The organism is Achromobacter sp. ACM03, assembly GCF_014851665.1.
Lineage (GTDB): Bacteria > Pseudomonadota > Gammaproteobacteria > Burkholderiales > Burkholderiaceae_B > Achromobacter > Achromobacter aegrifaciens.
Window position 1 is genome coordinate 1,598,605 of sequence record NZ_JACVAD010000001.1, and the last position, 20,940, is coordinate 1,619,544.

Annotated in this window: 21 protein-coding genes; 8 read left to right on the forward strand and 13 right to left on the reverse strand. The window is 67.3% G+C overall.

Annotated elements, in window-relative coordinates:
* Nucleotides 1–109 precede the first annotated feature (109 nt).
* Nucleotides 110–1,099: a tripartite tricarboxylate transporter substrate binding protein gene (locus IB257_RS07345; protein WP_119449326.1), complete on the forward strand. Its 990-nt coding sequence runs from the start codon at nt 110–112 to the stop codon at nt 1,097–1,099.
* Between the two features lie 23 nt (nt 1,100–1,122).
* Entirely contained in the window at nt 1,123–2,193 is a 1,071-nt protein-coding gene (locus IB257_RS07350; protein WP_192328559.1) for a maleylacetate reductase, read from the forward strand.
* A gap of 36 nt (nt 2,194–2,229) precedes the next feature.
* Here IB257_RS07350 and IB257_RS07355 read toward each other — a convergent pair whose 3' ends face one another.
* The 6 genes from IB257_RS07355 to IB257_RS07380 all read right to left on the reverse strand — a co-directional run bounded on the left by IB257_RS07355 (nt 2,230) and on the right by IB257_RS07380 (nt 7,787).
* Nucleotides 2,230–3,342, reverse strand: a complete 1,113-nt coding sequence (locus tag IB257_RS07355; RefSeq protein WP_175181433.1) for an NADH:flavin oxidoreductase/NADH oxidase — start codon at nt 3,340–3,342, stop codon at nt 2,230–2,232.
* 107 nt (nt 3,343–3,449) lie between these two features.
* Complete coding sequence (ehuA, locus tag IB257_RS07360; protein WP_119449324.1) at nt 3,450–4,220, reverse strand: ectoine/hydroxyectoine ABC transporter ATP-binding protein EhuA; 771 nt, start codon at nt 4,218–4,220, stop codon at nt 3,450–3,452.
* Nucleotides 4,217–4,888, reverse strand: a complete 672-nt coding sequence (ehuD, locus tag IB257_RS07365; RefSeq protein WP_054455981.1) for an ectoine/hydroxyectoine ABC transporter permease subunit EhuD — start codon at nt 4,886–4,888, stop codon at nt 4,217–4,219. Before ehuD ends, ehuA begins: the two co-directional genes overlap by 4 nt.
* Nucleotides 4,885–5,538 (reverse strand): ectoine/hydroxyectoine ABC transporter permease subunit EhuC, encoded by a 654-nt coding sequence (gene ehuC / locus IB257_RS07370; RefSeq protein ID WP_054455979.1) that lies wholly within the window; start codon nt 5,536–5,538, stop codon nt 4,885–4,887. Before ehuC ends, ehuD begins: the two co-directional genes overlap by 4 nt.
* 10 nt (nt 5,539–5,548) lie before the next feature.
* Complete coding sequence (ehuB, locus tag IB257_RS07375; protein WP_119449322.1) at nt 5,549–6,457, reverse strand: ectoine/hydroxyectoine ABC transporter substrate-binding protein EhuB; 909 nt, start codon at nt 6,455–6,457, stop codon at nt 5,549–5,551.
* A gap of 175 nt (nt 6,458–6,632) precedes the next feature.
* Nucleotides 6,633–7,787 (reverse strand): ABC transporter substrate-binding protein, encoded by a 1,155-nt coding sequence (locus tag IB257_RS07380; RefSeq protein WP_119449321.1) that lies wholly within the window; start codon nt 7,785–7,787, stop codon nt 6,633–6,635.
* Between the two features lie 264 nt (nt 7,788–8,051).
* Between IB257_RS07380 and IB257_RS07385 the strand changes: the two genes are divergently transcribed.
* Nucleotides 8,052–8,477: an OsmC family protein gene (locus IB257_RS07385; RefSeq protein WP_054455974.1), complete on the forward strand. Its 426-nt coding sequence runs from the start codon at nt 8,052–8,054 to the stop codon at nt 8,475–8,477.
* A gap of 130 nt (nt 8,478–8,607) precedes the next feature.
* Nucleotides 8,608–9,897, forward strand: coding sequence for an Nramp family divalent metal transporter (locus IB257_RS07390; protein ID WP_192492098.1), 1,290 nt, complete (start codon nt 8,608–8,610; stop codon nt 9,895–9,897).
* A gap of 69 nt (nt 9,898–9,966) precedes the next feature.
* On the opposite strand, the gene IB257_RS07395 is transcribed toward IB257_RS07390, so the two are convergent.
* Nucleotides 9,967–10,188, reverse strand: a complete 222-nt coding sequence (locus IB257_RS07395; RefSeq protein WP_054455972.1) for a hypothetical protein — start codon at nt 10,186–10,188, stop codon at nt 9,967–9,969.
* Nucleotides 10,189–10,372: 184 nt separating this feature from the next.
* Nucleotides 10,373–10,981, reverse strand: a complete 609-nt coding sequence (locus IB257_RS07400; protein ID WP_054455971.1) for a TetR/AcrR family transcriptional regulator — start codon at nt 10,979–10,981, stop codon at nt 10,373–10,375.
* Between the two features lie 102 nt (nt 10,982–11,083).
* On the opposite strand from IB257_RS07400, the gene IB257_RS07405 reads away from it, so the two are divergent.
* Nucleotides 11,084–12,367, forward strand: a complete 1,284-nt coding sequence (locus tag IB257_RS07405) for an MFS transporter (protein ID WP_192492099.1) — start codon at nt 11,084–11,086, stop codon at nt 12,365–12,367.
* Nucleotides 12,368–12,425: 58 nt separating this feature from the next.
* On the opposite strand, the gene IB257_RS07410 is transcribed toward IB257_RS07405, so the two are convergent.
* Complete coding sequence (locus tag IB257_RS07410; protein WP_225588757.1) at nt 12,426–13,124, reverse strand: GntR family transcriptional regulator; 699 nt, start codon at nt 13,122–13,124, stop codon at nt 12,426–12,428.
* Between the two features lie 129 nt (nt 13,125–13,253).
* Here IB257_RS07410 and IB257_RS07415 point away from each other — a divergent pair, with 129 nt between their 5' ends.
* Genes IB257_RS07415 through IB257_RS07425 form a run of 3 tightly spaced genes read left to right on the forward strand, consistent with a single transcriptional unit; the run spans nt 13,254 to nt 16,359 of the window.
* The gene (locus IB257_RS07415) at nt 13,254–14,249 is read left to right on the forward strand and encodes a tripartite tricarboxylate transporter substrate binding protein (protein ID WP_054455963.1); all 996 of its coding nucleotides are present in this window, start codon (nt 13,254–13,256) and stop codon (nt 14,247–14,249) included.
* A gap of 50 nt (nt 14,250–14,299) precedes the next feature.
* Nucleotides 14,300–15,100 (forward strand): enoyl-CoA hydratase/isomerase family protein, encoded by an 801-nt coding sequence (locus IB257_RS07420; protein ID WP_125470024.1) that lies wholly within the window; start codon nt 14,300–14,302, stop codon nt 15,098–15,100.
* Between the two features lie 20 nt (nt 15,101–15,120).
* On the forward strand, nt 15,121–16,359 hold the full coding sequence (locus tag IB257_RS07425; RefSeq protein ID WP_054455956.1) for a CaiB/BaiF CoA-transferase family protein: 1,239 nt from the start codon (nt 15,121–15,123) through the stop codon (nt 16,357–16,359).
* A gap of 901 nt (nt 16,360–17,260) precedes the next feature.
* On the opposite strand, the gene IB257_RS07430 is transcribed toward IB257_RS07425, so the two are convergent.
* Genes IB257_RS07430 through IB257_RS07445 form a run of 4 tightly spaced genes read right to left on the reverse strand, consistent with a single transcriptional unit; the run spans nt 17,261 to nt 20,800 of the window.
* Complete coding sequence (locus tag IB257_RS07430) at nt 17,261–17,992, reverse strand: ABC transporter ATP-binding protein (RefSeq protein ID WP_054452351.1); 732 nt, start codon at nt 17,990–17,992, stop codon at nt 17,261–17,263.
* The gene (locus tag IB257_RS07435) at nt 17,989–18,789 is read right to left on the reverse strand and encodes an ABC transporter ATP-binding protein (protein ID WP_054452353.1); all 801 of its coding nucleotides are present in this window, start codon (nt 18,787–18,789) and stop codon (nt 17,989–17,991) included. The genes IB257_RS07430 and IB257_RS07435 overlap by 4 nt, the downstream gene beginning before the upstream one ends.
* On the reverse strand, nt 18,786–19,874 hold the full coding sequence (locus tag IB257_RS07440; RefSeq protein WP_054452355.1) for an ABC transporter ATP-binding protein: 1,089 nt from the start codon (nt 19,872–19,874) through the stop codon (nt 18,786–18,788). The genes IB257_RS07435 and IB257_RS07440 overlap by 4 nt, the downstream gene beginning before the upstream one ends.
* Nucleotides 19,871–20,800 (reverse strand): branched-chain amino acid ABC transporter permease, encoded by a 930-nt coding sequence (locus tag IB257_RS07445; protein WP_013394754.1) that lies wholly within the window; start codon nt 20,798–20,800, stop codon nt 19,871–19,873. The genes IB257_RS07440 and IB257_RS07445 overlap by 4 nt, the downstream gene beginning before the upstream one ends.
* Between the last annotated feature and the right edge of the window lie 140 nt (nt 20,801–20,940).

The window sequence follows — 20,940 nt, forward strand, 5'->3', positions numbered from 1 at the left end:
CAGCTTTCCTGGGAGATTTGGCAATTACGATACTGCGCATGGACGCACTTTGGCAATTTAGACAAAGATAGACGGCCGGACACAACGACGATAAGCCCAGGAGACCCGCATGCCCCCGATCAACGCCCCCCGCCGCTCGCCCCGCGCCCTGCTGGCCAGCGCCGCCCTCGCCGCAGGCGCCTGGGCTGCCGCCCTGCCCGCGCTGGCGGATTCCTATCCCAGCAAGCCGGTGACGGTGGTGGTGCCCTTTGCTGCGGGCGGCACCGTGGACCGGGTGGCGCGCCAGGTGCAGCAGGCGCTGCAGGACAAGCTGGGCCAGACGGTGGTCATCGACAACCGCGGCGGCGCCGGCGGCACCATAGGCACAGCGCTGGTGGCCAAGTCCGCGCCCGACGGCTACACGGTGGAAATGGTGTTCGATTCCTACGCCACCGAGCAGCACATCTACCCCAAGCTGTCTTATGACACGGCGCGCGACCTGACGGGCGTGTCGTACATGGTGCGCTCGCCCATGGTGCTGGCCGTGACCGCCAGCGGTCCATACCAGACGCTGGCCGACTACGTCGCGGCCGGCAAGAAGGGCAGCGTGTCCTACGCCTCGGTCGGCGCGGGCAGTTCCAACCATCTGGCGGCTGAAATGTTCCATCAGGCTGCGGGCACCAGCGGCATCCACACGCCCTACCGCGGCGGCGGCCCGGCGGTATCGGACCTGATGGGCGGACACGTGGAGTCCATCATCGCCAGCCTGCCGCTGGTGCTGCCCCACATCCAGAGCGGCAAGCTGCGTGCGCTGGCGGTGACGGCGCCCAAGCGGGTCGCGGCCCTGCCGGACGTGCCCGCCATCGCCGAGAGCTATCCGGGCTTCGAGATCTATTCCTGGGTGGGCATGGTGGCGCCCGCAAGGACGCCGGCGGCGACGCTGGACAAGCTGGCCGACGCCACCATCGCCGCGCTGCGCGACCCGGCCGTGGCCGGACGCATCACCGAATCGGGATTCGAAGTGGTGGCCGGCGGCCGCGATGACATGAACCGGCTGGTGCAGGCCGAGTCCCAGCGCTGGGGCGAGCTCATCAAGAGCCGCGGAATCGTTGCACAATGACCGACATGCAGACTGGGAACGCCATGCAATCCTTCATCTACGCCAGCCGCGCCCAGCGCGTGGTCTTCGGGCCGGGCAGCCTGGGCGGCCTGGCGGCCGAACTCGATGCGCTGGGGCTGCAGCGCGCGCTGGTGCTCTGCACGCCGCCGCAGCGCGCGCAGGCCGAACGGGTCGCGGCGCTGCTGGGCGAAGCGCGGGTTGCCGGGATCTTCGACCAGGCCGTGATGCACGTGCCGATGGAAATCGCGCGCCAGGCGCGGGAAGCGGCGCGCGAGCTGGGCGCCGATTGCGCGGTGGCCGTGGGCGGCGGCTCCACCATCGGGCTGGGCAAGGCCATCGCGCTGGACTCGGGCCTGCCGGTCATTGCCGTTCCCACGACCTATGCGGGCTCGGAGATGACGCCGATCTACGGTCTCACCGAGAGCGGCCTGAAGAAGACCGGCAAGGATGACCGGGTGCTGCCGCGCAGCGTGGTGTATGACCCAGAACTGAGCCTGTCGCTGCCGGTGTCGATGAGCGTGACCAGCGGCATCAACGCCATCGCCCATGCGGCAGAGGGTCTGTACGCGCGCGACGGCAATCCCATCATGGAGCTGATGGCGCAGGAAGGCATACGCGCGCTGGCCCAGGCGCTGCCCGCCATACATGCCGGCGCCCGCGGCGCGGACCTGCTGCAGGCGCGCAGCGACGCGCTCTACGGCGCCTGGCTTTGCGGCACGGTGCTGGGCAGCGTGGGCATGGCGCTGCATCACAAGCTCTGCCATACGCTGGGCGGCAGCTTCAACCTGCCGCACGCGGAAGTCCACACCGTGGTGCTGCCGCATGCCCTGGCCTACAACGCCGCGGCCGCGCCGCGGGCCATGGAACGAATCGCCATGGCGCTGGGCGCGCCGGCTGCCGCGGCAGGCGTATTCGATCTGGCCAGCACGCTGGGCGCGCCCACGGCATTGCGCGACATCGGTATGCGGCAGGAAGACCTGGACCGCGCCTGCGACATCGCCATGCAGACGCCCTACCCCAATCCGCGTCCGCTGGAACGCGAGGCCTTGCGGGCGCTGCTGCAAAACGCCTACGAAGGCAGGCGGCCTCAATAAACAGGGTCCGGCAGGCTGCCAGCCTGCCGGTTGCGCCTAGCGTTGTCCGAAGCGCGTATCGCCAAACAGCGCCTTCTGGTCACGCGGCTGCGAACGCCAGTACTGGCGCGGCGCGCTGACCTGGCCTCCCAGTTGCGCCGCGGCGTGCCACGGCCAGCGCGGGTCGTACAACATGCCGCGCGCCAGCGCGACCATGTCGGCCTGGCCGTTCTGCAGGATGTCTTCGGCCTGCTGCGCCTCGGTGATCAGGCCCACCGTGATGGTCGGCATGCCCACCTTGCGCTTGATTTCGTCGGCGAACGGCACCTGGTAGTTCGGCCCCACGGGTATCTTCTGCTGGGACGAGACGCCGCCGCTGGACACGTCTATGAATTCACAGCCGCGTTCCTTCAAGGCTTGCGCCAGGACCAAGGTCTGTTCCAGGTCCCAGCCGCCTTCGACCCAGTCGGTGGCCGACACGCGCACACCTAGCGTCACCGACGGCGGAATGGCCTCGCGCAGCGCCTGGAAGACTTCCAGCGGAAAGCGCATGCGGTTCTCGAGCGAACCGCCGTAGGCGTCGTCGCGTCGGTTGGACAGCGGCGACAGGAACTGATGCAGCAGATAGCCGTGCGCGGCGTGCAGTTCGATCGCGTCGAAGCCCAGCCGCACGGCGCGCCTGGCGCTGGCCACGAAGGCGTCGCGCACGCGGGCCAGACCCGCCGTGTCCAGCGCGTGGGGCGGCGGTTCCGACGCATTGTGCGGCACGGCCGAAGGCGCCCAGCCCTGCCAGCCGCCGGCCTCGGGCGGCACCAGTTGGCCGCCGTTCCAGGGCGCTTCGCTGGACGCCTTGCGGCCCGCGTGGCCCAACTGTATGCCCAGCTTGATGGGCGCATAGCGGCGGATGGCTGCAACGACGCGGCCGATGGCCGCCTCGGTTTCATCGGACCACAGGCCCAGGTCTCCCGGGGTGATGCGGCCGTCGGGCTCCACGGCGGTGGCTTCCACGAACAGCAGCGCCGCGCCGGACAAGGCCAGATGCCCCAGGTGGATCATGTGCCAGTCGGTCGCCAGGCCTTCCTCAGCCGAGTACTCGCACATGGGCGCGATGACGATGCGGTTGGCCAGCTCCAGCTGGCCGATGGACGTGGGACTGAAAAGCAGGGACATGCTGGAGCCTCCGGGGCGTGGGATGCGACAGCATAGCGCCCCGACCCGCCCGGGAACCTGAATACCGCAGCCCGGGGCGGGGTCAAGGCTGGCACGCAAGCGCCGCGCTACTGCCCTTCGATCACCGAATCCAGGAACTGGCGCGTGCGCGCTTCCTTGGGCTGGCTGAACAGCACCGCCGATTCGGCGTCCTCGACGATGTTGCCTTCGTCGAAGAACAGGGTGCGGTCCGAGCTGCGTTCTGCGAACTTCATCTGGTGGGTGACGATGATCATCGTCATGCTGCGCCGGGCCGACAGGTCGCGCAGGATCTGCAGGATGCCGCCCACCAGCTCCGGGTCCAGCGCGGAAGTCACCTCGTCAAACAGCATGATGTCGGGGCACATGGCCAGCGCGCGCGCTATGCCCACGCGCTGCTTCTGCCCGCCCGACAACTGCGCGGGATAGACATCGAGCTTGTCGCCCAGCCCGACCATCTCCAGGTATTCCACGGCGCGCTCGCGCGCCTGGTCGCGCGACATGCCCAGCACGTGGACCGGGGCCTCCATGGCATTGGCCAGCGCCGTCATGTGCGGGAACAGGTTGAAGTGCTGGAACACCATGCCGATCTTGCCGCGCACCTTGCGCAGATGCTCTGAATTGAGGCTGGCGGGGCGGCCCTGCGCGTCGGTCCACATGGGCACGCCGTCGATCTCGATGTCGCCGCTGGTGGGCTGGTCCAGCGTCATCAGCACGCGCAGCAAGGTCGATTTGCCCGAGCCGGAGGGGCCGATCACTGCCACGGTCTGGCCGGCCGGTATCTCCAGGTTGATGCCGCGCAGCACCTCCAGTTCTCCGTACTGCTTGCGCAGGTTCTTGATGCTTACGCTGGCGCTCATCGCTTTCCTCCATATCGTTGCAGGCGGGCCTCCAGGCCGCGCACGCCCCAGGCCGCCACCAGGCTCAACGCCAGGAACAGCAGGCCCACCAGGGTCAGGGGCTCGGTGTAGCGGAAGGTGGCAGAGCCGATCATCTTGCTCTGCTGCAGCAGTTCCACCACGGTAATCGCCGACAGCAGCGGCGTGTCCTTGAACATGGCCACCAGGTAATTGCCCAGCGCCGGCACCACAGGCGGAATCGCCTGCGGCAGCACCACGCCCACGGCCGTGCGCCAGCGCGACATGTTCAGCGCGGTGGCGGCCTCCCATTGGCCGCGCGGCACGGCTTCGATGCCGGCGCGGTAGACCTCGGCGCAATAGGTCGCGTAGTGCAGGCCCAGCGCGGTGATGCCGGTGGCCAGCGGCGACATCCGCACGCCGGTCAGCGGCAGCACGTAGAACAGGAAGTACATCTGCACCAGCAGAGGCGTGCTGCGCACGAACTCGATCACGAAGGCGGTGGGCAGGGACACGATGCGCAGCCGCGAACGCCGCAGCAAGGCCAACACCAGGCCCAGCGTCACAGCCACCAGCATGCCCAGCAGCGTGGCCTCGATCGTGATGACCAGCGCGGAGCCCAGCGTGGGCAGGATCTCCAGGGCGAAGGACCAATCGAATACCGGCTTCATCGCACGCGCACCTTGCGTTCCAGCAGACGCACGCCGGCCGTGATCAGCAGCGCCACGGCGAAGTACATCAGCAGCATCAGGGTGAAGATCTCGGTAGTGCGCAGGGTCTCGCTGCGCAGCAGCTGGCCGCGGAAGGTCAGGTCCGTGATGGTGATGAGGGACACCAGCGCGGTGTTCTTCAACAGCTCGATCAACAGGTTGCCCGCAGGCGGCAGCATGGCCGGCACGGCCTGCGGCACCACGATGCGGCGCATGATCTGGCCGCGCGTCAGGTTCAGCGCGATGCCGGCTTCGCGCTGGCCCGGCGGCACCGCGCGGATCGCGCCGCGCACCACTTCCGCGCCATAGGCGCCGGCGTTCAGCGCCAGCACCACGATGCCCACCAGCATGGCCGGCAGTTGCACGCCGAACAGCGGCAGCACGAAGTAGAACCAGAAGAGCTGCACCAGGGCCGAAGTGCCGCGAAACACCTCGACGTAGACCGCCGCGATCCAGCGCAGCGGGCGCACGGACGACAGGCGCCCGATGCCCGCGGCCAGTGCCAGCGGAACTGCCAGCACCACGGCGCCTGCCATGATCTCCAGGGTCACCGCCAGCCCCTGCAGGAGCGGCGGCGCCAGCTCGGCGAAATGCTCGGATATCAGCCGCATGCGCGCCCCCTTACTGGCCGGCGCACAGCTTGGCGGCCGTGACCCCCTTGGGCAGTTCCTCTGCTGTGAAGCCAAAAGGCGCCACGAGTTTCTGGTGTTCTTCGGTGCCGATGAACTTTGCCAGCTCAGCGTTGAAGGCGTCGGCAAAGGCCTTGTCGTCGCTGCGGAAGGCATAGGCGCCGTAGCCGCGCACGTCCTTGCCGTCGATGACGGGATCCTTGAACGGGTCGGCCTTCTCCAGGCCGCTGGCCGCGCTGGTCTTGCCCATCAGGTCGTTGACCGTGAGCGCCGTGGCCGCATAGGCGTCGGCACGGCCCGCCTGCACGCCGGACAGCGCGCTGACCGCATCCGGGAACACCACCACCTGGGCAGGCGGCACCTTGATCTTGGAGGCGTACTCCGCTTCGATCGCGCCGACCACCACGCCGAGCTTGGCGTCGGGATTCTTCATCACGTCTTCATAGCTGTGCAGATTCTTGGGATTGCCTTGCTTGACCAGGAAGGACTGGCCCACCCCATAAGTGGGGTCCGAGAACGCCACCTGCTGGCAGCGTTCGGGCGTGACGTACATGCCCGCGGCGATAATGTCGAAGCGCTTGGCCTGCAGGCCCGGAATGAGCGAGCCGAACTCGGTCAGGACGCCCTCCACTTCGTTGATGCCCATGCGTTTGAGCACCACCCGGGCGATCTCCACGGATTCGCCCGTGACCTTGGCTTCCTTGCTGTCCATGAAGGCGAACGGCGCTTCGTTGGCGTAGCCGATGCGTATCTTGCCGGCGGCCTTGGCGGCTTCCAGGGTGGACGTCGCGGCGGGCGCATTCGCTGCCGGAGCAGCCTTGTCGGATCCCGAGTCGGAACATGCCGCCAGCACCCCCAGGCTCAAGGCGGCCAGCATACGTCTGGATCGGATCAGGCTCATGGCAGTTTCTCCTGTATTTATTTCGAGGTATATGGATTCACTAAAAATAATACGCTATTAAATGATTTCGACACGAATCATATGCCCGAAAAAAAGCAGGCCGCAGCCTGCTTTTTGCTTCGCCGCCCTATGGGCGTCAGGACAAGTTACGAATCGTAGACTTATATGTCCCCACTTATTCCGCGTAGGAAAAACGGCCGTTCCGGACGATGCCCATGACGCGGGCGCGCTCGTCGAAACCCTGGTGGTTGTCCTTGGTGATGTTGAGCACGCCATTGGGCACGACCAGGTCGCGCGTGTTTTCCAGGGCATCCCGCAGCGCCGCGCGGAATTCCGGCGTGCCGGGCTTGGCCCCGGTCTTGAGCGCCCGCGCCACCGCCGAGTCCAGCAGCATCCAGGCGCCATAGGCGTCGCCCGCGAACTGGGTCAGCGTGTTGGCGCCGTAGCGCGCTTCGTACTTGTCGGCAAAGGCCACCGCCACCTTCTTGACCGGGTTGTCGTCGGGCAGCTCGCGCGCCACCACGCCAGGGCCGGTGGGGAACAGGGTTCCCTCCACGTCCGCGCCGCCGACCTGCAGGAATTCCAACGTGCCTATGCCGTGCGTCTGGTAGATGGCGCCGGTGTAGCCGCGTTCCAGCAGCGTCTTCTGCGGCAAGGCAGACGGGGTGCCGGCGCCGGCGATCAGCACGGCGTCCGGCTTGGCGGCGATGACCTTCAGGACTTGTCCGACCACCGACGCGTCGGTGCGCTGGAAGCGCTCCTGCGCCACGATCTTCAGGTCGGTCCCGGCAGCGGCGGTGAACTCCTTCCACCAGCTGTCGCCGTAGGAATCCGCGAAGCCGATGAAAGCCACGTTCTTCAGACCCTTCTTCTTCATGTCCGCGACCAGCGCGGTGGCCATCAACGAATCGTTCTGCGGCATCTTGAAGGCCCAGGCGCGCTTCGGATCGGACAGCGGCTCGACGATGACGCTGGAGGCGGCCAGCGCAATCATGGGCGTGCCGGTTTCGGCCAGCACGTCCAGGCCGGCCAGCGCGGCGGCCGTGGTGTTGGGGCCGACGATGGCGTCGACCTTGTCTTCCGAGGTCAGCTTGCGCATGTTCTTCACCGCGCGACTGACGTCGGTACCGTCGTCCAGCACCACGTAGCGGGCCGGCTCGCCGCCCAGCGTGGCCGGCCACAAGCGGATCGCGTTATTGGTCTGGATGCCGATGGCCGCGGCCGGACCGGTGGTGGACACGTCCACGCCGATGACGATTTCAGCCTGGGCGGACAAGGCGGGGACGGCCAGCGCAATGGCGCAGGCGTAGCGGACGAGCTTGTAAGACATGACAGCAGTTCTCGGCGAGGTGTGAGCAGATGCCTGTATTTTGCCTGATGGCCGCGTGCCGCCTTGCGACGCGCATCAAGAAAGCCGGTCTGCGGTTACATAGGCTTGCCGTTGCGCGCAGACGCTTTCCGCGCCTGGCGCCCGCAGCCGCCTTATCATCGTTCATGCCATTCCAGGCAGCGCGCCCCGCCCCCAGCGGGCGGCCCGCGCCCTCCCACACCGGCCGCGCGCGCGACGGGCGCGGTCCTTCTACAGGAGTCACGCATGAAGAAAACCGCAACCGCCCACTGGTCGGGCGACCTGAAGACCGGCAAGGGCACGATCTCCACGCAGAGCGGCGCGCTCAAGGAACAGGCCTACGGCTTCAACACCCGCTTCGGCGACACCCCGGGCACCAATCCCGAGGAATTGCTGGGCGCGGCTCACGCCGGCTGCTTCACCATGGCCCTGTCCAACATCCTGTCCGAAGCAGGCATGGTCGCGCAAAGCCTGGACACCAAGGCCGAAGTCACGCTGGACAAGGTGGATGACGGCTTTGCCATCACCGCTGTCCATCTGACGGTGGAAGCCGTCATTCCCGGCGCCAGCGCCCAGGCCTTCGAGGACGCGGCCCGCAAGGCGGAAAAAGGATGCCCCGTGTCCAAGGTGCTGAACGCCAAGATCTCCATGGACGCCAAGCTCAAGTCCTGATCCCCGGTGCAGCCCATGGCCCGTCCGAGAAGGATGGCGCCATTGGGCCGCCCTATCCCCTGCTTGCCCAAAATCAATTTGACGATGCCGTCCCCCAAAAGGATGATGAGAATCATTCTCAGGAGCGAGCATGGGCCAATTCATCTACGCGATATCCGGCGGCAGGACCGCGCTGGCGCAGGACGTCCAAGTATCGGCGGGCCTGCGCCGCATCGCCGGCCCCGGCATCCTGGTGGCCGTGGGCTATATCGATCCGGGCAACTGGGCCACCGACATCGCGGGCGGCAGCGGCTTCGGCTACGGGTTGCTGCTGGTCGTCATCACCTCGGCGCTGCTGGCGCTGGGCTTCCAGATCCTGGTGTCGCGCCTGGCGCTGGCAACGGGGCAGGACCTGGCCACGCTGACGGCCCGCCACCTGTCGCCGCGCCTGGCCAAGGCCGCCTGGCTGGCCGGCGAGGCGGCGATCCTGGCGACTGCCCTGGCCGAACTCATCGGCGGCGCAATCGCGCTGCGCCTGCTCTTCGGGCTGCCGCTGATCGCGGGCGTTGCGGTGACCGGCGTCGGCACGTTTGCCGTGCTGGCGCTGACGCGCGGCAACGCCGACAAGCACGAGCGCTTCATTGCCCTGCTGCTGTCGGTGGTCGCCATGTCCTTCGTGTTCCTGCTGTTCAAGGCCAACCCGGCCTGGACGGAAGTGGCGCACGGCGTCACGCAGACCGGCCGCGCGCTGCGCGACTCGCAGGGCTTCCTGATCGCGCTGGGGATACTTGGCGCGACCCTGATGCCGCACAACCTGTACCTGCATTCCGGATCGCTCGCGCAGCGTGCGCAGCAATTGCCGCCCAGCGCCCGCGACCTGGCCATGCGCGTGGCGCGCAACGACACCGTCGTGTCGCTGGGCCTGGCCATGCTGATCAACGCCGCCATCATGATCGTCGCCGCCGCCTCGCTGTCGGGCTCGGGCATCATCGTGTCCAGCCTGGACGACGCGCATGCCGTGATCGGCCAGACCCTGGGCATCGGCGCGGCCATCGTGTTCGCCGTGGCGCTGTATGCCGCGGGCCAAAGCTCCACCATCACTGGCGTGCTGGCCGGACGCATCCTGTCCCAGGGCTTCCAGGTGGGCAGCGGCTGGTCGGACCGCCGCCGCGCGCTGGCGACGCGGCTGGTGGCGGGCGCCGCGGCGGTCGGCCTGCTGGCCTTCACCGGCGGCCAGGATCCGGACGGCCTGCTGGTGCTGAGCCAGGTCATCCTGAGCCTGGCCCTGCCCTTCGCGCTGGGGCCGCTGGTGCTGCTGGCTTGCCGCAAGAGCCTGATGGGCAAGTACGTGTTGCGCGGCGCCTGGGCCTGGGCCGCGGTTGCAGCCACGGTCGGCATCCTGCTGCTGGATGGCTATCTGGTGGCGGACATGCTGGTCTGAACCCCGGGGATCGGCAGGCATAAAAAAACGCCAGCGATGCTGGCGTTTTTCTCGTACCCGCTGTCGGGCTCAGTGGTAGGCGGAGACCACGGGGTGCTGGCGGCGGCCGGCGTCCATGTCGTGCAACACCTCGCCCACGGCGCCGCCGAAGGCGGCCAGGCGCACTTTCAGGCGCAGCCAGCGCGAGCCGGACGCGTGGCCGGACAGGCTTTCCGCGATGATCGCGTCATGGATCAGGGTACGTTCCAGCTCATCCGACATGCGGGCATTCTTCAGCGCGGTATCGCTCATGGTTCTCTCCTTGAGAAAGCGATGTGGAACAACACGAGTCCATCTTAGACCTGTGCTTGCTGCGCCGCAATAAATTTCTTAACCATTTTTTTGTGCGTTGCGCAATGGGTACAAACACCAAAAATGGTGCACATGTGCACTGCTGCCTGCACCTTTCTTGTGCTGCCCCTTCCGAAGACGCCCGTCAGGGCTGTGCGAGATGCGCCTGGATCAGCATGTCCGCCATCTGCGCGACCCGGCCGGCTGGCCCGCCTTCGCCAAATAGCTGGCTGGAGACGAAGGCCCCTTCGAACAACAGCAACAGGCCATCGCCCAGCGCGTCGGGATCGGCCGCCCCCATTTCCGCCGCCATGGCGGCCAGGCGCCGCCGCAGCTCGGCCTTGTGTTCCACCGCCACGGCGCGGGCGGGATGACCGGCCTCGGGGTATTCCACCGCCGCGTTCGTCAGTCCGCAGCCCCGGTAGCCGCTCTGCACCGCGCGCACGCCCAGGCCGGTCAGGTAGGCCAGGATCTGGGCCCGGGGATCGCCCGGATGCGCCGCGCAGGCCGCGTCGAAACGCGCCCAGAACTCAGCGTCATAGTCGCGCAGATAGGCCGCCGCAAGCTCGTCCTTGGACGAAAAGCTGCGGTACAGGCTGGGTTTGGTCACGCCCGCTTCGCTGACGATGGCGTCCACGCCCACCGCCCGGATGCCGTCCCGGTAGAACATTTCGCGCGCGGTCTTGCGGATGCGCTCGGCCGCCAGCGGCGGCTTGGATGCGGGCCGATCGGCGCTCGAGGTTTTACTGGCCATGGATGGGCTCCTTTCCGGATGACGGATCGACTAAAAATCGCTTGACGATGTTACTGACCGGTACGTACTATTCGCAAACCCCAATACGTACCGGTCAGTAACATGAGTATAGCCCACCCTCCCGTCCCTTTCCGGCGCGCCGGCCAGAAGTACGCTTTTGTCGTCGTCGCGGTGATTTTCCTGTCCCTGCTGGTATCCGCCGGCCTGCGTTCCTCGCCCAGCGTGTTGCTGGTGCCTCTGGAAGAAACCTTTGGCTGGAGCCGCAGCGCCATCTCGCTGGCCGCCGCGGTCGGCATCTTCCTGTATGGCATGGTGGGACCGTTCGCGGCGGCCGCAATGGAGCGTTTCGGCTTGCGGCGCGTGCTGATCGGCGCGCTGATGCTGATGGCCGCGTCCAGCGCGGCCAGCGCCTTCATGACCCAGTCCTGGCATCTGCTCCTGACCTGGGGCGTGTTCTCGGGCCTGGGGTCCGGCGCGGTCGCCGTGGTGCTGGGCGCCACCGTCGTCAACCGCTGGTTCACCAAGCACCGGGGCGTGATGATGGGCTTGTTGACCGCCAGTTCCGCCACCGGCACGCTGGTGTTCCTGCCGGTGCTGGCCGCGCTGGCCTCGTCGGGCGACTGGACCCGCGTGGTGTGGACCGTGGCGGCCGCAGCGGCAGCGCTGGTGCCGCTGGCCTGGTGGCTGGTGCCGGACCGCCCTGCCAGCGTCGGGCTGGTCCCCTACGGCAGCGATCCGCATGCGCCGCCCGCGCCTGCCGCGCCGCGCACCGGCATGCTGGCCGCCACCTTCGGCGCGCTGGCGCGGGCCTCGCGCACCCGCACGTTCTGGTTCCTGTTCGCGACCTTCTTCGTTTGCGGCTTCACCACCAACGGCCTGGTGGGTACGCACCTGATCGCGCTTTGCGGCGACCACGGCATGCCCGAGGTGCAGGCCGCGGGCCTCCTGGCGCTGATGGGCATCTTCGACCTGATCGGCACCACGGCGTCCGGCTGGCTCACCGACCGCTACGATCCCCGCAAGCTGCTGTTCGTCTACTACGGCCTGCGCGGACTGTCGCTGATCTACCTGCCCTATTCCGACTTCTCGTTCTACAGCCTGTCGATCTTCGCCATCTTCTTCGGCCTGGACTGGATCGCCACGGTGCCGCCCACGCTGCGCCTGACGACCGAAGCCTTCGGCGAGCGCGACGCTGCCATCGTGTTCGGCTGGATCGTCGCCGGCCACCAGCTGGGCGCCGCCAGCGCCGCCTGGATGGCGGGCGCCGTGCGCGAAGCGCAGGGCAGCTATCTGATGGCCTTCGTGATCTCCGGCATGACGGGCCTGATCGCCGCCGTCATTGCGCTGATGATAGGCAGGAAGCGCGTGGTGGCGCAGCCGGCCTGAACGCGCCAGCGGGCGGACGGCCGAGCCCTGGGCCCGCGCCGTCCGCGCCGATGACAGGTCACTTCAAACCTTGGGCGCCCCGCCCGCGCAGGTTGTAGGTCTTCTTGCTGCCTACATGCCTGCGGATGAGCGACTCCGCAAGTTCGCCGTCGCGCTGCATCAGCGCCTGCACGAAGGCCTCGTGGTCGGCCACCGCCGCCGTCCATTCATCGATATCGAAGTTCGACTTGTAGCGCAGCGCCTGCACCTGCAGGTTCAAGCGGTCGTAGGAATGCGTCAGCGCCGGGTTGTGCGCCGCTCGGTTGATGGCGATATGCGTGCCCATGCTGGCCGCGAAATACGCGCGGATGTCGCGCTGCTCATACCCCTGCAGCATCTGCGCGTGCAATTGCGCGATGTGCGCCAATTCCGCGTCCGTGGCGCGTTCGGCGGCGCTGCGCACCGCCAGCCCCTCCAGCACCGACAGCACATCGAAGATGTTCTCCACGTCGTCGGCCGACAGCTCGATCACCATCGCGCCACGCTTGGGCTGCAGAGTCACCAGGCCGTCCGAGGCCAGCATGCGATAGGCCTCGCGCAACGGTGTGCGTGAAATCTTCAACTGGTCGCACAGGTCCCGCTCGTTCAGCCAGGTGCCCGGCTTGAAGGTGCCGTCGATGATGAGCTGCCGCAATTTTTCCGCCACCACGGCCGGCAGCGTGGGGTGATGAATGGCCAAATCGGGGACGGACTGGTCCATAACTTCAGGGTTAGCCATGAGTTGTTGCCACTCGCTATTTCGACTATTTTCGTATCTGGTATACCAAACACCAAAGGCATACCAACCTGACCCCATCATAGATCAAGCAACACGCGGGCAGGCTGACAACCACCAAAGGAGACCCACATGCACAAGCACGCTCGCGCCTGGGCCGGCGCCCTGGCGTTGACCGCCGGCCTGGCCGCCGCCAGTCCCGCCCTGGCGCAGGACGCATCCAAATGGCCGGAACGGCCGGTACGCCTGATCGTCGGTTTCGTGCCCGGCGGCGGCACCGACGTATCGGCGCGCATCCTGTCCGCGCGCCTGTCGGCGCTGCTGGGCCAGCAGGTCGTGGTCGAGAACAAGCCCGGCGCTTCCGGCCTGATCGCGGCCGACTTCGTGGCCAAGGCCGATCCGGACGGCTACACGCTGCTGCTCGCCAATATGCAGTCCACCGTCGCCGCGCCCTATGTGGTGCAGTCCAGCGTCGACCCGATCAAGGACTTCACGCCGGTGCGCTACATCGGGTCGGTGCCCAACGTGCTGGTGGTCAATCCGGCCAAGCACAGCTACGCCAGCGTGCAGAACCTGGTGGACGACGCCCGCGCCAAACCCAAGCAGCTGACCTACGCCTCCTCCGGCATGGGCAGCCCGCAACACCTGAGCGCCGCGCGCTTCTCTCAGATCGCGGGCGTCAGCATGGAGCACGTGCCGTACAAGGGCAGCGGCCAGGCCATGACCGACCTGCTGGGCGGCAGCGTGGACATGAACTTCGACACCCTGCCCGGCGCCATCAACCAGATCCAGGCCGGCAAGTTGCGGCCGCTGGCTGTGACCAGCACCGAACGCAGCAAGCGCCTGCCCGACGTGCCGACGCTGGCCGAGTCCGGCATCAAGGGTCTGGACATCGTGCAGTGGTATGCGGTGCTGGCCCCGGCCAAGCTGCCCAAGCCGGTGCTGGACAAGCTCGACCAGGCGCTCAGCCAGACGCTGGCCGATCCCGAGATCAAGGCCAAGCTGGCCGACCAGGGCATGGAACTGGGTGGCGGTCCGGCCACCCCCGCGGCCTTCGCCAGCTACGTCCAGGACGAATGGAGCAAGTACGGCAAGCTCACCGCCAGCCTGGGCCTGACCAAGCAGTAAGCCCGCAGCAACCCGGCGGGGGTGCGCCCCCGCCCACGCAAAGGAACACCATGAGCGCTACCCCCACTTCCGACACCTCCCCCATCCTGTGCCAGCGCGACGGCGACATCGCGACCGTGGTGCTGAACCGCCCGGAAAAGCTCAACGCCTTCACCATAGACAGCTGGCGGCTGCTGGGCGACGCCTTCCTGGAGCTGGACGCCGACGACAGCGTGCGCTGCGTGCTGCTGCGCGGCGCGGGCGAAAAGGCCTTCTCCCCGGGCAATGACATCAGCGAATTCGAGACCGCGCGCAGCAACAAGCGCCAGGCCATCGAGTACGGCGCCGTGATGCGCCGGACCATAGAAGCCATCGGCAACTGCCGCCATCCGGTGGTAGCGCAGATACACGGCATCTGCGTGGGCGGCGGGCTGGAGATCGCCAGCCTGGCCGACATCCGCATCTGCGGCCAGAGTTCGCGCTTCGGCGTGCCCATCAAGAACCTGGGGCTGGTGATGTCGTACTCGGAACTGGCGCCGCTGGTGCGCCTGGTGGGCCCGACCGCCGCGCTGCAGGTGCTGCTGGAAGGCACCATCTTCGACGCGCAGGAAGCGCTGCGCCTGGGCGTGGTCACGCGCGTGGCGCCCGACGATCAGGTCGCCTCCGAAGCCCAGGCCGCCGCCCGCCGCATCGCCGACGGCGCGCCGCTGGTGGCGCGCTGGCACAAGAAGTTCATCCGCAATCTGGTGCAGGGCAAAGCCCTGACCGACGCCGACCGCGACGAAGCCTTCGACTGCTTCGACACCGAGGATTTCCGCACGGGCTACCAGGCCTTCCTGGCCAAGGCCAAGCCGCAATTCAACGCCCGCTGAACCCCATGCAAGGAGGACTCATGCATAACGATACCCAGCGCCCCGCCGGCGCCCTTTCCGGCATGCGCGTGATCGAGCTGTCGCAGATCATGGCCGGCCCGACCTGCGGCATGATGCTGGCCGACATGGGCGCCGACGTCATCAAGGTCGAGAAGATCGACGGCGGCGACGATTCGCGCCAGTACCGGGACCCGCAGATCAACGGCATCTCGGCGCCCTATCTCATGCTCAACCGCAACAAGCGCGCCATCGCGCTGGACTTGAAGCATCCGGAGGGCAAGAAAGTCCTGCTGCGCATGATCCGCGACGCCGACGTGGTGACCGAGAACTTCCGCAAGGGCACGATGGAAAAGCTGGGCCTGGGCTACGACCGGCTGCGCCAGGAAAACCCGGGCCTGATCTATTGCGCGGTGTCGGGCTACGGCACCACCGGCCCCTATGCCGACAAGGGCGGCTTCGACCTCGTGGCGCAGGGCTTCTCCGGCCTGATGGCGATCACCGGGGAACCTGGCGGGCCGCCGCTGCGCACCGGCAACTCCGTCGCGGACATCAACGCCGGCTTGCTGGCGGCTTTCGGCGTGCTGGCGGCCTACCAGCACAAGCAGCGCACGGGCGAAGGCCAGATCGTGGAAACGTCATTGCTGGAAGCCAGCCTGCAGCAGCTGTACTGGCACGCCGCCATCTACTTCGGCAGCGGCGTGTCCCCCGGCCCCACGGGTTCGGCGCACGTGCTGAGCGCGCCCTACCAGGCCTTCCCCACCTCGACCGACTGGATCATCATCGGCGGCGCCAACGAGAAGAACTGGCAGCGCATCACCCAGGCGCTGGGCAAGCCGGAATGGGCCGAGGATGCCCGCTACGCCCGCAATCGCGACCGCATGCAGAACCGCGATCAACTGGTAGAGGATATGTCCGCCATCCTCAAGACGCGCAGCGCGGAGGAGTGGCTGGACGTATTCGACACGGCCGGCGTGCCTGCGGGCCCTGTGCATTCCATCGCCCAGGCGCTATCGCATCCGCAGACGCTGGCGCGCGGCATGGTGGTGGAACAGGAGCACCCGGTCGCGGGCACGGTGCGCACGGTAGGCATGCCGGTGAAGCTGTCGGCCACGCCCGCGCAATACCACCGCGCGGCGCCGCGGCTGGGCGAGGACAGCATCGCGATTCTGGGAGAGTTCGGCTACGACGCCAAGGAAATCGAAGCGCTGATCGATGCGGGCGTGGTCGCGGCCGTGGACCGTGAACGCGCGCCGGCTTAGGACGTTTTTGGCTGAATTGCTGACGTTCGGTTTTGTACGGCTGGGGTTCTTGAGTCGCCGGCGTCCGGACTGCGGAATTCCGATGCTCGCCCCGGTGGGGCTGCGCTTCGGATCCCTCCGCCCGGCCACCGGCTCACGGCATCTGCTTACGAACGGGTCCGAAACCAACGCATTAGGCGACTGCCAGCCGAGGCGGCCCGGAGCCATCCGAAGCGCAGCCCCATTGGGGCGAGCATCGGAATGGCGCAGGGCAGCCTCGGCGGCTAAAGAACCCTGACATCAGCAAGCTCGAAGCCCTGCCATTTCGGTTTTATGAGGCTGAGTTCTTGAGCCGCCGGCGTCCGGACTGCGGGATTCCGATGCTCGCCCCGGTGGGGCTGCGCTTCGGATCCCTCCGTCCGGTCACCGGCTCACGGCATCTGCTTACGAACGGGTCCGAAACCAACGCATTAGGCGACTGCCAGCCGAGGCGGCCCGGAGCCATCCGAAGCGCAGCCCCATTGGGGCGAGCATCGGAATGGCGCAGGGCAGCCTCGGCGGCTAAAGAACCCTGACATCTGCAAGCTCGAAGCCCTGCCGCTGCGGCTTTGTGAGGCTGGGTTCTTTTGTGCGGCAGGGTTCTTGAGCCGCCGGCGTCCGGACTGCGGGATTCCGATGCTCGCCCCGGTGGGGCTGCGCTTCGGATCCCTCCGTCCGGCCACCGGCTCACGATGTCTGCCCATGAACGGGGTCCAAAGCCAGCGCATTAAGCGACTGCCAGCCGAGGACCCCGGAGTCATCCGAAGCGCAGCCCCGCCGGGGCGAGCATCGGAATGACGCAGGGCAGCCTCGGCGGCTAAAGAACCCTGGCGTCGGCAAGCTCGAAGCCCTGCCGCGCCCGCCCCAAGATCCCGGCCGCGCCCTACTCGGACTCGCCCAGATAGGCCGCCCGCACCTTGGGATCGTGCAACATGTCGCCGGCCGGACCAGACAGGATGATCTCGCCCGATTCCATCACGTAGCCGCGATGGCTGTTTTCCAGCGCCAGGCGCGCATTCTGCTCGATCAGCAGGATGGTGACGCCTTCGCTGGCGATGGTACGCACCACCTCGAAGACCTTCTCCACCATCAGCGGCGCCAAGCCCATCGAAGGCTCGTCCAGCAACAGCAGCTTGGGGCGCGCGATCATCGCGCGGCCCATCGCCACCATCTGCTGCTCGCCCCCGGACAGCGTGCCGGCCGCCTGCTTGCGGCGCTCCGCCAGGCGCGGGAACAGCGTGAAGACGCGGTCGGTGTCCTGGCGGATCTGGGCCGCATCGCGACGGATATAGGCCCCCATCGCCAGGTTTTCCTCGATCGTGAGCTGGCCGAAGATGCCGCGCCCTTCCGGCACCATCACCAGACCGCGGCGCACCAGCTCATGCGACTTCTGGCCGCCGACGGACTGGCCGCCGTAGACCACTTCACCGCCCGCCAGCGGCACCAGTCCGCAGATGGCGCGCAGCGTCGTGCTCTTGCCGGCGCCATTGGCGCCGATCAGGCAAACCAGTTCGCCCTGGTCCACGCGCAGGTCGATGCCGCGCACCGCGCGGATGCCGCCATAAGAAACCTGCAGGCCCCGCAATTCCAGTAGGGGTTGGGATGCTGCCGTCATGCCGGGCGCTCCTGATGAATCTGCGGATCCTGCGCGGCGCCTGCGCCCAGATACGCTTCAATGACCTTGGGATCGCGCTGCACCTGGGCGGGTTTGCCCATGGCCAGCACCTTGCCGTATTCGAGCACCAGCACGCGGTCGCACAGGCCCATGACGAGCTTCATGTCGTGCTCGATCAGCAGCACGGTGATGCCGTCGGCGCGGATCTTCTCGACCAATTTGCGCAGCACCACGGTTTCCGATGCGTTCATGCCGGCCGCCGGTTCGTCCAGCGCCAGCAGCTTGGGATCGGTGGCCAGCGCCCGCGCGATCTCCAGGCGCCGCTGGTCGCCGTAGGGCAAGGAACGCGCCACGTCGTTGGCGCGATGGCCGATGCCTACGTAGTCCAGCAGTTCCTGCGCCCGCGCTTCGGTGGCGGCCTCTTCGGCCCGCGTGCCGCGCGTGCGCAACACGGCGCCCAATACGCCCGACTTGGTGCGCATGTGGCGGCCGATCATCACGTTCTCGATCGCGCTCAGGTTGGCGAACAGGCGGATGTTCTGGAAGGTGCGCGCCAGGCCCGCATAGGCGACTTCATGCGGCTTCTTGCCGGACATGGACTCGCCGTTGAACGTGCAGCTGCCCTCTTCCGGGATGTACAGGCCGGTGAGCACATTGAACAGCGTGGTCTTGCCCGCGCCGTTCGGGCCGATCAGGCCGTAGATCTCGCCTTGCTCGATGTCGAAGCTGACGTCCGACAGCGCCTGCAGGCCGCCGAAGCGCTTGCCCAGTCCCTGGGCTTGCAGCAGTTTGCTCATGCTCCGCCTCCCTGGGTCTTGGTTGCAAGTTCACGCTTGCGCACCGCCGACGGCCACAGGCCGGCCGGACGGAACAGCATCACGCACACCATGGCCAGGCCGAACAGCAGCATGCGTATGCCCTCGGGGTCCAGCACCACGGCGCCGAACAGCATGTGCTGCACCGGTTCGACCACCGCGCGCAGGAACTCGGGCAGCGCGGCCAGGATCAACGCGCCCAGGATCACGCCCGGGATGTGGCCCATGCCGCCCAGCACCACCATGCACAGGATCGAGATGGATTCCATCAGCGAAAAGCTCTCGGGGCTGACGAAGCCCTGCATCGAGGCGAACAAGGCGCCCGCCACGCCGCCGAAGGACGCGCCCATCGCGAACGCCAGCAGCTTGATGTTGCGGGTATTGATGCCCATGGCCTTGGCCGCGATCTCGTCTTCGCGGATCGCTTCCCAGGCGCGGCCGATGCGCGAATTCTGCAGGCGCACGCAGACCACGATGATGATCAGCGTCACCGCGAGCAGCAGGTAGTAGTACTTTTCGGGTCCCGTCACGCGCAGGCCCAGCAGGCTTTCCGTGCGGCCGAAGGCGAACTCGCCGACCTTGAAGGTGTCGATGCGGTTGATGCCCTGCGGTCCGTTGGTGATGTTGACCGGCGCGTTCAGGTTGTTCAGGAAGATGCGGATGATCTCGCCGAAGCCCAGCGTCACGATGGCCAGATAGTCCCCTCGAAGCTTGAGCGTGGGCGCGCCCAGCAGCACGCCGAACAGGCAGGCCACCGCCAGCGCGATCGGCAGGATCGCCCAGAACGGCAGGTGCAGGCCGAAATGCGGCGATGCCAGCAGCGCCCAGGTGTAGGCGCCCACCGCGTAGAACGCGATGTAGCCCAGGTCCAGCAGGCCCGCGAAGCCCACCACGATGTTCAGGCCCAGCGACAGCATCACGTACAGCAGCGCGAAGTTCAGGATGCGGACCCAGCTCTGCCCGGCCATGCCGATCACGAAGGGCAGCACCGCCAGCACCACGCCGATCAGCGCGATGCCGATCAGGTTGCGGGTGGAGAACCCGCTGCTTTTCAGGGTTGCGTTCATGCCCGGTCTCCCACGCGCTCGCCCAGCAGGCCGGACGGACGGAAGATCAGCACCAGCACCAGCACGAAGAACGCGAACACGTCCTGATAGTGGCTGCCGAGGAAGCCCCCGGTCAGGTCCCCGATGTACCCGGCGCCCAGCGATTCGATGATGCCCAGCAACAGGCCGCCCGCCATGGCGCCTACCAGGTTGCCGATGCCGCCCAGCACCGCGGCCGTGAAGGCCTTCAGGCCCAGCATGAAGCCCATGGTGTATTGCGACACGCCGTAGTAGGTGGCGACCATCATGCCGGCCACCGCGGCCAGCGCCGAGCCGATCAGGAACGCCGCCGAAATGACCGTGTTGATGTTCACGCCCATCAGCCCGGCCACTTCGCGGTTCTGCGCGGTGGCGCGCATCGCCGTGCCCAGGCGGGTCTTGTGCACCACAGCCAGCAGCCCGCCCATGATCAGCGCCGCGATCACCACGATGGCAATCTGCAGCGAGCTCATGCGCGCGCCAGCAATCTCGAATACCTGCGGCGACAGCACCTGCGGGAAGTTCAGGTAGTTGCGGCCCCAGCCCATCATCGCCACGTTCTGCAGGATGATGGACACGCCGATGGCTGTGATCAGGGCAGCCAGGCGCGGCGCGCGCCGCAACGGCCGGTAGGCCACGCGCTCGGCGGTCCAGCCCACGGCCATGCACAGCGGCACGGACACCAGCAGGCCGACGCCCAGCACCACGAAGGCGGACGTGGAAGGATCGCCGCCCACCAGCGAGATGGCGATGGTGGTCGCCGCCATCGCGCCGATCATGACGACGTCGCCATGGGCGAAGTTGATCAGCCCGATGATGCCGTACACCATGGTGTAGCCCAGGGCGACCAGGGCGTACACGCTGCCTAGCGTGACGCCGTTAATCAGTTGTTGAATGAAGATATCCATAGGGGCCGCTGAATAAGCCTGGAAAAATCGCGCGGACCTTGCGGTGACGGCCCTCGGGCCTGCCACGGCGCCGCGCGTGGCACGCGCCTGACGGCGCGCACGCTGCAATACGGGCGGGACGCGGCGCTCAGCCGCCTCCC

Coding starts and splice junctions, on each gene's coding strand:
- IB257_RS07345 (WP_119449326.1), top strand. CDS start 110: ATGCCCCCGATCAACGCCCCCCGCCGCTCGCCCCGCGCCCTGCTGGCC.
- IB257_RS07350 (WP_192328559.1), top strand. CDS start 1,123: ATGCAATCCTTCATCTACGCCAGCCGCGCCCAGCGCGTGGTCTTCGGG.
- IB257_RS07355 (WP_175181433.1), bottom strand. CDS start 3,342: ATGTCCCTGCTTTTCAGTCCCACGTCCATCGGCCAGCTGGAGCTGGCC.
- ehuA (WP_119449324.1), bottom strand. CDS start 4,220: ATGAGCGCCAGCGTAAGCATCAAGAACCTGCGCAAGCAGTACGGAGAA.
- ehuD (WP_054455981.1), bottom strand. CDS start 4,888: ATGAAGCCGGTATTCGATTGGTCCTTCGCCCTGGAGATCCTGCCCACG.
- ehuC (WP_054455979.1), bottom strand. CDS start 5,538: ATGCGGCTGATATCCGAGCATTTCGCCGAGCTGGCGCCGCCGCTCCTG.
- ehuB (WP_119449322.1), bottom strand. CDS start 6,457: ATGAGCCTGATCCGATCCAGACGTATGCTGGCCGCCTTGAGCCTGGGG.
- IB257_RS07380 (WP_119449321.1), bottom strand. CDS start 7,787: ATGTCTTACAAGCTCGTCCGCTACGCCTGCGCCATTGCGCTGGCCGTC.
- IB257_RS07385 (WP_054455974.1), top strand. CDS start 8,052: ATGAAGAAAACCGCAACCGCCCACTGGTCGGGCGACCTGAAGACCGGC.
- IB257_RS07390 (WP_192492098.1), top strand. CDS start 8,608: ATGGGCCAATTCATCTACGCGATATCCGGCGGCAGGACCGCGCTGGCG.
- IB257_RS07395 (WP_054455972.1), bottom strand. CDS start 10,188: ATGAGCGATACCGCGCTGAAGAATGCCCGCATGTCGGATGAGCTGGAA.
- IB257_RS07400 (WP_054455971.1), bottom strand. CDS start 10,981: ATGGCCAGTAAAACCTCGAGCGCCGATCGGCCCGCATCCAAGCCGCCG.
- IB257_RS07405 (WP_192492099.1), top strand. CDS start 11,084: ATGAGTATAGCCCACCCTCCCGTCCCTTTCCGGCGCGCCGGCCAGAAG.
- IB257_RS07410 (WP_225588757.1), bottom strand. CDS start 13,124: ATGGCTAACCCTGAAGTTATGGACCAGTCCGTCCCCGATTTGGCCATT.
- IB257_RS07415 (WP_054455963.1), top strand. CDS start 13,254: ATGCACAAGCACGCTCGCGCCTGGGCCGGCGCCCTGGCGTTGACCGCC.
- IB257_RS07420 (WP_125470024.1), top strand. CDS start 14,300: ATGAGCGCTACCCCCACTTCCGACACCTCCCCCATCCTGTGCCAGCGC.
- IB257_RS07425 (WP_054455956.1), top strand. CDS start 15,121: ATGCATAACGATACCCAGCGCCCCGCCGGCGCCCTTTCCGGCATGCGC.
- IB257_RS07430 (WP_054452351.1), bottom strand. CDS start 17,992: ATGACGGCAGCATCCCAACCCCTACTGGAATTGCGGGGCCTGCAGGTT.
- IB257_RS07435 (WP_054452353.1), bottom strand. CDS start 18,789: ATGAGCAAACTGCTGCAAGCCCAGGGACTGGGCAAGCGCTTCGGCGGC.
- IB257_RS07440 (WP_054452355.1), bottom strand. CDS start 19,874: ATGAACGCAACCCTGAAAAGCAGCGGGTTCTCCACCCGCAACCTGATC.
- IB257_RS07445 (WP_013394754.1), bottom strand. CDS start 20,800: ATGGATATCTTCATTCAACAACTGATTAACGGCGTCACGCTAGGCAGC.